Source organism: Brevundimonas sp. CURTG3B2_SDJG (genome assembly GCF_057364705.1).
This window is the reverse complement of the sequence record NZ_JBNFOJ010000453.1, coordinates 1-1521: the sequence shown is the minus strand read 5'-3', so window position 1 is coordinate 1521 and position 1521 is coordinate 1. Positions and strand designations below refer to the sequence as shown.

The following is a 1521-nucleotide window of genomic DNA, read 5'->3' as shown; positions in this document are numbered from 1 at the left end:
GGCCCGGCATCCGCGCCGGGCGCTCGGCCGTCCAGATCTACTCGGCCCTGATCTACGAGGGGCCCGGGCTGGTCGGGCGCATCAAGCGCGACCTCGCCGCCCGTCTGCGCGCGGAGGGCTTCTCCACGGTCGCCGAGGCGGTCGGTTCGGGCCGTTGACGGAGCGTTAGTGCAAGCCGGCTAGGGTGGCCGGACGGGCGGAGTGCGCCCGCGCTCGGGGACCCGTATGGCGATCGCCAAAGCCGACACGCCTGCGCTCGCCCCTCAGGACTGGGCGGGCGCCATCCGCCAGCGGCGCAAGGCGTTGCTGCAGCGGCTGGGCATGGCCGCGGCCTGCGCCCTGGTGTTCAGCCCGCTGATCGGCTGGGACGTCAGCGTGGGCTGGGTCCTGGGCTACTTCCTGGTCCAGGTGCTCGACATCTGGGCGTTCGCCCCGATCATCGGCGGCCGCGCCGAGAAGCTGACCGGCTTCCGCGCCGTGGCCGGCGGACTGCTGCTGACCGTCAATGCGGGCTATTTCGGCAGCTTGTCGATTCCGCTCTGGCTAGTCGGCGGCCCGATGGGCGGCATCTGCGCCTCCATGCTTCTGTCCGCCGGCGCCATCTATTCGATGATCAACGCGCCGCGATCGACCCAGGTGCTGATCCTGACGGTGACGCCGCAGTTCCTGTACCTGACCTCCATACCCTTCTTCATGGCGCTGTTCGGCGCCTCGACCGGCTTCGTCACGGCGGCGGCCATCGCGGTGGGCGTCTTCATCACCTACTGCCTGTCGACCTGGCAGCGCATGAACGAGGCGCGCACGGCCGAAAGCGCCGCGCGCATCGAGGCGGAGCAGAAGCGGCGGGACGCGGAGCACGCGATGGAGGGTCGCAGCGCCTTCCTGGCCGCGGTCGGCCACGACCTGCGCACTCCCATCAGCGCCATCCTGACCGGCGCCGCCGAGCTGGAGCGGGGTGCCGGCGACGGCTCTTCGCGCGCCCAGGCGCGGCTGATCACCGACGCCGGCCTGATGATGAAGGCCCTGCTGGACGATCTTCTGGACCACGCCAAGCTGGAAGCCGGACGCATGACCGTCGACGCCGTCGACTTCAACCTGCGCGACCTGCTGAACCAGACCGTGCGCCTGTGGCGCGGACCGGCGCGGGCCAAGGGCCTGAAATTCCGCGTCGAGGGCGCCGCCTCCATGCCCGCCTCGGTGCGGGGCGATCCGATGCGCCTGCGCCAGGTCCTGAACAACCTGATCTCCAACGCCATGAAGTTCACCACCGCCGGGTCCATCACCCTGCGTCTGAACGGGTGGGAGGAGGAGCCCGGCGGCTACGCCGTGCTGATCGAGATCGCCGACACCGGGCCCGGCATGACTTCGGCCCAGATCGCCCGGCTGTTCACCCCCTTCGACCAGACCGCCGACGGCGTCAGCGCCCGCCACGGGGGCACCGGCCTGGGTCTGGCCATCAGCCGCCAGCTGGCCGAGCTCATGGACGGCCGCCTGACCGCCCGCAGCCGGCCGGGCGAAGGC

1 protein-coding gene and 1 pseudogene are annotated in these 1521 nt (G+C 71.3%); both read left to right on the top strand.

Annotated features, from left to right (window positions below):
• Window positions 1–158: pseudogene (locus tag AC2W7C_RS17720) on the top strand (quinone-dependent dihydroorotate dehydrogenase); the annotation flags it as partial.
• Window positions 159–225: 67 nt separating this feature from the next.
• Window positions 226–1521: sensor histidine kinase (locus AC2W7C_RS17715; protein ID WP_486002547.1), on the top strand; the 1296-nt coding region annotated here is incomplete at its 3' end.